Genomic DNA, 7,462 nt, shown 5'->3' with positions numbered 1-7,462 from the left:
GTTAGTAGTAGCTTCCAGTTGCCGCTCCGTCCGGGGCAAGCCCGGCGGAAGCACTCAACGTCGCGGTGAGAATGAAACCTGCGCAAACGAGAACTGATGCAATCCCAAAGATTTAGCGGTCCAGGCGATGCCCACGCGGTTAAACAATTAAGAATCCCATCACGGCGTCATCGTTTTGCCCAGTTTTTACACTTCCGTAGATTCGGTTGCGAAACCGTTTGGGTTTTGGCTTTGCCAATTCCAACTGTCGGCGCACATTTCGTCGATGCCGCGATCGGCGGTCCAACCGAGTTCTTCGGCGGCCAGTTTTGGGTCCGCGTAACAGGCTGCGACGTCGCCGGGGCGGCGATCGACCAAATCGTAGGGGATCGGTTTGCCCGCGGCTTTCTCAAACGCTTTGACAATTTCTAAAACACTGTAGCCCTGGCCGGTGCCGAGGTTGTACGTCACCACGCCTGGGTTCCTGGCCAGTTTCTTGATCGCCAAAACATGGCCGACCGCCAGATCGACGACGTGGATGTAGTCACGCACGCCTGTTCCATCGGCCGTCTCGTAGTCGCCACCGAACACTTTCAGTTTTTCCAATTTCCCGACCGCCACCTGCGAAACAAACGGCAGCAAGTTGTTTGGGATACCGTTGGGGTCTTCGCCGATTTGGCCAGACGCATGCGCACCGACGGGGTTGAAGTAACGCAGCAGTGCGACGTTCGTTGTCGAATCACAGGCCTGCCAATCACGCAGGATGTATTCCATGATCAGCTTCGACCGCCCGTAGGGATTGGTCACTTCTTGAATCGGGGTCTCTGAATCTTCGGTCAGTGGAAGCGTTTTGGGAATTCCGTAGACCGTCGCACTGGAACTGAATACCAAATTCTTGACGCCATGTTCTCGCATCGCAAAACACAAGTTCAGCGTCCCGGCCAAATTGTTCTCGTAGTATTCCAGCGGCTTGGCGACGCTTTCACCGACTGCTTTGAGCGCGGCAAAATGGATCACTGCGTCGAACGAATCACTGCCAACGACATCCAGAATCGCTTGCTTGTCGCATAGGTCTGCGTTGTGGAAACGAATCGACTTTCCAGCCAGCTTTTCAACGCGCCGAAGCGACTCTTGCGAACTGTTGACAAGGTTGTCCACCACCGTGACCTCAAACCCCGCCCCGAGCAGTTCAAGACAGGTGTGGCTGCCAATATATCCCGCTCCGCCCGTTACCAAAACTTTCATGATTGCCGTCGCTTAAAGGGTTCGAATTTGTGTAACCAGAACACTAGCAGGTAGTAAAAACTGAGTCACCTGGGGGCATCACGAACAATGGCACACTATGCTTTAATGTTGCAATTCATTGAGGCACTACCGAAACTCAAACCGAGCGGACTAGATGACCACAGGCAAGATCGTACTGATTGTTTTTTCGACGCTTGCTTGTCTTGCTTTGGTGGTGACCTTGGTTTGCGCTGGTTTTCTGTACGTTGGGTATTCGACCACCGAATCAGATGTCTCGCCAAAGATCGAGCAAATGTTTTCTGCGATTGATCAAGGTTCATTTGCCGATACTTACCAGCCGCTGACTTCGCAAGAATTGAAGGATACGGCATCGAAGGAACAGTATGCGGCGCTGGGGGAATTGATCGCAACGCGACTGGGGAAGCTGCAGTCCAAATCGCTGGAAAGCTTCGCGATAAAACAGTTGTTATCCGGATCTCAAATCGACGTTTCCTACAACGCGGTTTTCGAGAAGGGGAAGGGAACGATTACCGCCAAGCTGAAAAAACAGTCCGGTGAATGGAGGTTCGTATCGTTTCGAGTCAACTCACCTGCCTTTTTGAAAGACGACGTAAAAGAGGATGCGTCGCAGGAGTAGTTTCTAGCTGGAGCATTGAGTCGCGGCCGACGCTTGGAAGTCGCCGGATTCTGCAACCGATTGAATCATCTTATTTCGTGTCTGCAACAGATTTCGCAGATGCCGCGTCACTAGCAGCGTGTTAGCGATGTGGCCCAGGATGCCCAGCGGAGACGTAAAGTCGAATCTGTCAGTCATCTGTGTTCCGCCATCAACGGTTTGGAAACGATGGTCATGGTCGAATCGCTTGAACACGCCTGAGACCATCGAGTCGCGAAAATGGTTGGGGCGATCGAGTTGAGTGATCTTGACCGTCAATCGTTGACGGATGAAGAAATGTGTCGCTTCCCAGGTCACCGTTTCGCCAAGTTCGATCAGTCCCGATGTTCGACCCGCGACCGCCTTCTCATTCGTCTTTGATGTTGATTGGACATGCAGGTCAATGCTGCGTGACAAATCAAACACGGTTTCGATGTCCGCGCTTATTTGCGTTTGAAGAACAATGACAGGCATGCCTGTTTCCGGTCGCGAGTGAGGTCAGCGTCTTGCTTACGTTAAATCGTTCGCTTTCAAAGTAGGCCGGAACAAGCGTAGCGCAGTTCCGGCAATTGCATTGTACTACGTTGGATTGCCGGAACTGCGCTGTGCTTGTTCCAGCCTACATTGACTGTTTAAAACTCTTCACGGCGCGGGGCGATGCCTGGGCAGATGAAAATCATTGCAACGCAGCAAATTGGGCAAGCTGCACCATGGCAGACAACACAAACTGCAGCGCTTTGAAGCATTGTGGCAACGGCACATTTTCCTGATCGCCAGCATGTAGGCCGTAGCGAGCCAAAGCGAGTTACGGCAATTTGCGCAACGCCGTAACTCGCTATGGCTCGCTACGGCCTACTTTCAAGGGGCGTGACAAGCTGACAACGACACATTTTCATCAGGCCATGCGATGCCTACGCGGTAAAACGACTGCGTGCGGTGGATTGGACGAAATCGATGCGTCTTCCCCCAACTTGCCTGACCGGATTGAAACGTTGATTGACGAAAGCTTTCCGAAAGCTAAACTGTCGCTCGCGATTCTGGTCGGCATTGATTTGCCGGTCCAGAGGGACAGGATTCAAGACTTGATCTTGCGTTGAAACGGAGCATTTTTGCGGTCCAGCGATCTTTCAGGATCGGCTGTGACTGGCGAGATGCATTTTCAGGAGGATTTCCATTGATGCCGAATTTTTTTCGTCGATTTGTTCAAAAGACTGTTTTTTGGGCAGGGTGTTGTTTGGCACCGGGTGGAAATGGGGTGGGAAATTGACCGACCCATCGAACGTTCGAAACTTGCATCCTTGGATGTTCGTTTTGGGGCGATATTCAATCGCAATCTTTAGCACCGCGGTCGTTATCTGGGTACGCTCGCTGTTGAATCCTTGGTTGAACGAGCGGTGCCCGTTTAGCCTTTTTTATATGAGCGTGTTGTTGACGGCGTGGGTTGCCGGCAGTGGACCAGCGTTGCTGGCAATCGCGTTGGGAACACTTGCGGCGGCTCGCTTTTTTATTCCACCGGAAACAAGTTTTTGGATCGAAGGTGTCCCTGAATTGGTGCAATTGGTGATCTACGTGATCGTCAACTGCATCGCTGTGCTTTTGTTTAACCGCGTTGAACGTCAGCGACGGTTGGCGGAAGAACGAGCGACGGAGAACGTGCGTCTTGGGGAAGACCTTCAACAGGCAGACCAGCGCAAGGACGACTTTTTAGCCCTGTTGGCTCACGAGCTTAGGAATCCGCTGGCTCCGATCCATTCGGGAATGGCTTTGCTGGAAAAGAACGAAGACGCACCGGAGGTGGTGCGGAGCGTTCGGAAAATCGTCGAACGCCACACGCGACACTTGGTACGGATCACTGACGACTTGTTGGAGGTTTCTCGTTTTCGACGCGGACACCTTGAAATTGTGATGCAGCGAATTGACCTTCGCGAACCCATTCGCGATGCGATTGAGATGATCGCGGGGGCTTATGAATCCAAGTCGCAACTGTTTCAATCTTTGATTCCCGAGACACCGGTTTGGGTCAATGGAGACCACGTGCGGTTAACGCAGTTGGCAGCAAACCTGCTTGGCAATGCGTCAAAATACACACCCGAATCTGGGCGGATACGGTTGGTGGTGGAATCGCATGATGGCACCGCCATGGTTGCGATTACTGACAATGGCATCGGTTTTTCGGATCACCATGCGGCCAGGATTTTTGAACCATTTGTTCAGATTGATGAAAGCCGAATACGCGAATACGAAGGGCTTGGTGTCGGCTTAACGATCTCGAAGCGTTTGGTTGAACTGCATCAGGGTTCGCTTTCGGGGCGAAGCCGAGGTCCAGGCTTGGGAAGTTGCTTTACGGTGACGATTCCACTGTTGGTGCAGGCAGTGGTGGAATCAACCGATCCGACGCGGCTCTGTGATCAGCTTCAGCAGGACGTCGGATCGCGGGCCGCCCCCGTCGCAGAAGCACTGCCTAAATCGTTACCCGAAGCCGCATCCGTTTCGCCTTGCAAGCTGCTTGTCGTTGACGACAACTTGGATGCATCGAAACTGTTGCATGACTTGTTTGATTGCGAAGGTTACGAAGTGCAAGTCGCCCATGACGGAATGGAAGCAATCGATATGGCTGTCAAATTTCGTCCCACCGTGATCGTGATGGACATTGGGTTACCCGGAATGGACGGTTATGAAGTTGCCAAGCAAATGCGACGAACAAGCCTGTTATCGAACTGCAAATTAATCGCGTTAACGGGCTGGGGAAGCGAACAGGATCGCGAGCTTGCAGCGTTGGCGGGTTTCAATTTGCACTTGGTCAAGCCAACCGGTTTTCAAGCACTGTTGCATCATGTTCAAACCATGCAAGTCGAAGCCGGCCAAACCGTGGAGAGCACGGTTTGATGGGAACACCAATAGTCGCCATTAGCTCCGCGAAAGTGTGATTTGACGCTATTTTCGCGGAACGAAAGGCGAGCCATAGCGAGTTACGGCGGTGCGCACATTGCCGTAACTCGCTTTGGCTCGCTACGGCCTACTTTCTGGCGATCAGGGAAATGTGCCGTGGCCTCTATGCTTTACAGCGGTGCAGTTTGTGTTGCCGGCCATGGTGCAGCTTGCCCGATTTGCTGCGATGTAATGATTTTCATCAGGCTAGGCGATGCCCACGCCGCTAAACGGACGAACACGTGTTTTACTGGGCCAAACCCCTTCACGGCGTTGGGTACAGCTAATGTTGGACTGAACAGTACTCAACAGTACTGAACTCTGGCGGGCCCAGCTACGGGGAAAGCCGGGAAGTTACTTCGGGACAGTTCTTTCGCGGAGAGGCCCGTTGTTACTTGGTCAGAATCAGCTTGCCGGCGCGGGTGCTTTGCAGGCGGTAGAGTTGGCCTTGGTGGGAGATCCAGATTTCCTCGCCGCAGCGGGCCAAGTCGGTGAAGGGCACGATCTTGGGCATCGACGGATGCTGGGCTTCTGGTTGCTGGGCTTCTGGTTGCTGGGCTGCATCACTCGATTTGGCTCCGCGGGAGTCGATCGGGGGATTCTCGGCTGGGTTGGGAATTTCGGGCATACAGACATCTTGGCTGGATCGGCAAATCGCCGCAAGACCTGTTGAGAACGATTCGCAATAACGCTGATTAATGGGGCTGGGCAGCCATTTTGCCCCTGCCAAATTTACTGGAAAAACACTACAATACTGTTAAACCTTGGGTAACTGACGGTTATTCCAGCTCATCGGCATTTGGATGCCAATGTGAGATTTTTTGTTTCCGGTGCAAAGTCGCAGCGAACCAGCGGGAGTCCCTGTGTTCGGTCCGTCTGGTCTTTGCCCAGTGTTTTTGCGTGCAAGTGTTTTGCTCGCAAGAGTTTCCCGCGTCTGTGTTTCAAGCCAACGCTTGGGATGGACGTTCCTGTTTAGATAGAGAGAAATCGAAGTGTCACAAGTCGAAACGGACCGACTGCCATACAAAGTCAAAGACATCACGCTGGCCGCTTACGGTCGCAAAGAAATCGAGCTCGCCGAAAACGAAATGCCGGGCCTGATGGCTCTGCGTGAAAAGTACGGTGAGTCCAAGCCATTGGCCGGTGCCCGCATCGCTGGTTGCCTGCACATGACGATTCAGACCGCTGTTCTGATCGAAACTCTGGTCGCCTTGGGTGCCGAAGTTACTTGGTCGTCGTGCAACATTTTCAGCACGCAAGACCACGCTGCTGCCGCAATCGCTGCCGCTGGCATTCCCGTTTTCGCTTGGAAGGGCGAAACGGACGAAGAGTTCGATTGGTGCATCGAGCAAACGTTGCACTTCAAGGACGGCAAGCATCTGAACATGATCCTGGATGACGGCGGCGACTTGACCGCAATGGTTCACGAACGGTTCCCAGAATTGCTGACCGACATCAAGGGCATCAGCGAAGAAACCACCGCCGGCGTTCACCGCTTGGATGTGTTGGTCAAGGAAGCACGTTTGCAAGTGCCTGCGATCAACATCAATGATTCGGCCACCAAGTCAAAGTTCGATAACTTGTACGGTTGCCGCGAATCACTTGCGGACGGCGTCAAGCGAGCCACCGATGTGATGTTGGCTGGCAAGGTCGCCGTGGTCTGTGGCTACGGCGATGTCGGTAAGGGCTGTGCTCACAGCTTGAAGAGCTACGGTTGCCGCGTGATCGTGACAGAAATCGATCCTATCAATGCTCTGCAAGCTGCGATGGAAGGGTTTGAAGTCACGACGATGGAAGAAGCTTGCAAGGAAGGTCGTTTGTTCGTCACCACGACGGGCAACAAGGACATCATCCTTGGCAAACACATCGAGCAAATGCCTAACGATGCGATCCTTTGCAACATCGGCCACTTCGATACCGAAATCGATGTCGCTTGGGTTGAATCGCAAGTCGAAGCAGGCAAGGCAACGTGCAGCGAGATCAAGCCTTCGGACGTCGGTGCAGTTGATCGTTACACGTTCAAAGACAGCGGCCGATCGATCATCATTCTGGCCAAGGGCCGCTTGGTGAACTTGGGTTGTGCGACCGGTCACCCATCGTTTGTGATGAGTACCAGTTTCACCAACCAAGTGCTTGCTCAAATGGAATTGTGGGAAAACCGCGACAACGACAAGTACAAGGTCGAAGTCGTCCTGATGCCAAAGGCACTGGACGAAGAAGTCGCCCGCCTGCACCTAGAAGCCTGCGGTGTCAAGCTAACCAAGCTGACCGAAACGCAAGCCGAGTACATGGGCGTCGAAGTGGGTGGCCCCTACAAGCCAGACCACTACCGATACTAGGAAGCTGTTCGCTTTGAAAACTCAAAACCCGGTCGTGGAAACGCGGCCGGGTTTTTTCGTGGATAAATTTGGCGAGACGATGATGCAGGCCCGTCATCCCGAACGCGAAGGTTGCACTCTTCGCTTGGACCAGCAGCCAACGCCACGAAGAGTCTTGGTCCCGGAAAACACGTTAGTTCGTTTAGCCGCGTGGGCATCGCCTGGGCTGATGAAAATGCGGTGGGTGATGTTTTTCGCGAACCAGTCGAACATTGCAAATTGCAAAATGAACATTGCAAATTGAAAATTCTTGGGAAGCGGTATTTGCTGGTCAATT

Annotated in this window: 8 protein-coding genes; 5 read left to right on the top strand and 3 right to left on the bottom strand. The window is 53.1% G+C overall.

All coding sequences use genetic code 11. From position 1 onward, the window contains the following. Positions 1-186: 186 nt before the first annotated feature. A complete protein-coding gene (gene galE, locus RC85_RS24115) occupies positions 187-1,224 on the bottom strand; it encodes a UDP-glucose 4-epimerase GalE (RefSeq protein ID WP_068267305.1) in 1,038 nt (345 codons plus the stop codon). A 154-nt stretch (positions 1,225-1,378) separates the two neighbouring features. On the opposite strand from galE, the gene RC85_RS24110 reads away from it, so the two are divergent. Continuing rightward, the gene (locus RC85_RS24110; protein WP_068267304.1) at positions 1,379-1,861 is read left to right on the top strand and encodes a DUF4019 domain-containing protein; all 483 of its coding nucleotides are present in this window, start codon (positions 1,379-1,381) and stop codon (positions 1,859-1,861) included. Between the two features lie 3 nt (positions 1,862-1,864). Here RC85_RS24110 and RC85_RS24105 read toward each other — a convergent pair whose 3' ends face one another. Beyond that, complete coding sequence (locus tag RC85_RS24105) at positions 1,865-2,353, bottom strand: SRPBCC family protein (protein ID WP_068267303.1); 489 nt, start codon at positions 2,351-2,353, stop codon at positions 1,865-1,867. Positions 2,354-2,781: 428 nt separating this feature from the next. Between RC85_RS24105 and RC85_RS27170 the strand changes: the two genes are divergently transcribed. Next, the gene (locus RC85_RS27170; protein ID WP_157594045.1) at positions 2,782-2,976 is read left to right on the top strand and encodes a hypothetical protein; all 195 of its coding nucleotides are present in this window, start codon (positions 2,782-2,784) and stop codon (positions 2,974-2,976) included. A 205-nt stretch (positions 2,977-3,181) separates the two neighbouring features. Continuing rightward, positions 3,182-4,765 carry an ATP-binding response regulator gene (locus tag RC85_RS24100; protein ID WP_068267306.1) on the top strand — a complete coding sequence of 528 codons (1,584 nt, stop codon included), beginning with the start codon at positions 3,182-3,184 and terminating at the stop codon, positions 4,763-4,765. Between the two features lie 433 nt (positions 4,766-5,198). On the opposite strand, the gene hemP is transcribed toward RC85_RS24100, so the two are convergent. Continuing rightward, positions 5,199-5,435 (bottom strand): hemin uptake protein HemP, encoded by a 237-nt coding sequence (gene hemP / locus RC85_RS27165; protein ID WP_068267302.1) that lies wholly within the window; start codon positions 5,433-5,435, stop codon positions 5,199-5,201. 364 nt (positions 5,436-5,799) lie between these two features. Here hemP and ahcY point away from each other — a divergent pair, with 364 nt between their 5' ends. Further along, positions 5,800-7,146 carry an adenosylhomocysteinase gene (gene ahcY, locus RC85_RS24090; RefSeq protein WP_068267301.1) on the top strand — a complete coding sequence of 449 codons (1,347 nt, stop codon included), beginning with the start codon at positions 5,800-5,802 and terminating at the stop codon, positions 7,144-7,146. Positions 7,147-7,257: 111 nt separating this feature from the next. Further along, on the top strand, positions 7,258-7,462 hold a 205-nt coding region (locus RC85_RS28670; protein WP_238383213.1), incomplete at its 3' end, for a hypothetical protein.

The sequence above is a fragment of the Rubripirellula obstinata genome (assembly GCF_001642955.1).
Classification (GTDB): Bacteria; Planctomycetota; Planctomycetia; order Pirellulales; family Pirellulaceae; genus Rubripirellula; species Rubripirellula obstinata.
This window is presented reverse-complemented; position numbering and strand designations above follow the sequence as displayed.

What these genes read in the sequence shown, in the direction of transcription:
- RC85_RS24110 (WP_068267304.1), top strand. Translation starts at nt 1,379, where the DNA reads ATGACCACAGGCAAGATCGTACTGATTGTTTTTTCGACGCTTGCTTGT.
- RC85_RS24100 (WP_068267306.1), top strand. Translation starts at nt 3,182, where the DNA reads ATGTTCGTTTTGGGGCGATATTCAATCGCAATCTTTAGCACCGCGGTC.
- RC85_RS27170 (WP_157594045.1), top strand. Translation starts at nt 2,782, where the DNA reads ATGCGATGCCTACGCGGTAAAACGACTGCGTGCGGTGGATTGGACGAA.
- hemP (WP_068267302.1), bottom strand. Translation starts at nt 5,435, where the DNA reads ATGCCCGAAATTCCCAACCCAGCCGAGAATCCCCCGATCGACTCCCGC.
- RC85_RS24105 (WP_068267303.1), bottom strand. Translation starts at nt 2,353, where the DNA reads ATGCCTGTCATTGTTCTTCAAACGCAAATAAGCGCGGACATCGAAACC.
- galE (WP_068267305.1), bottom strand. Translation starts at nt 1,224, where the DNA reads ATGAAAGTTTTGGTAACGGGCGGAGCGGGATATATTGGCAGCCACACC.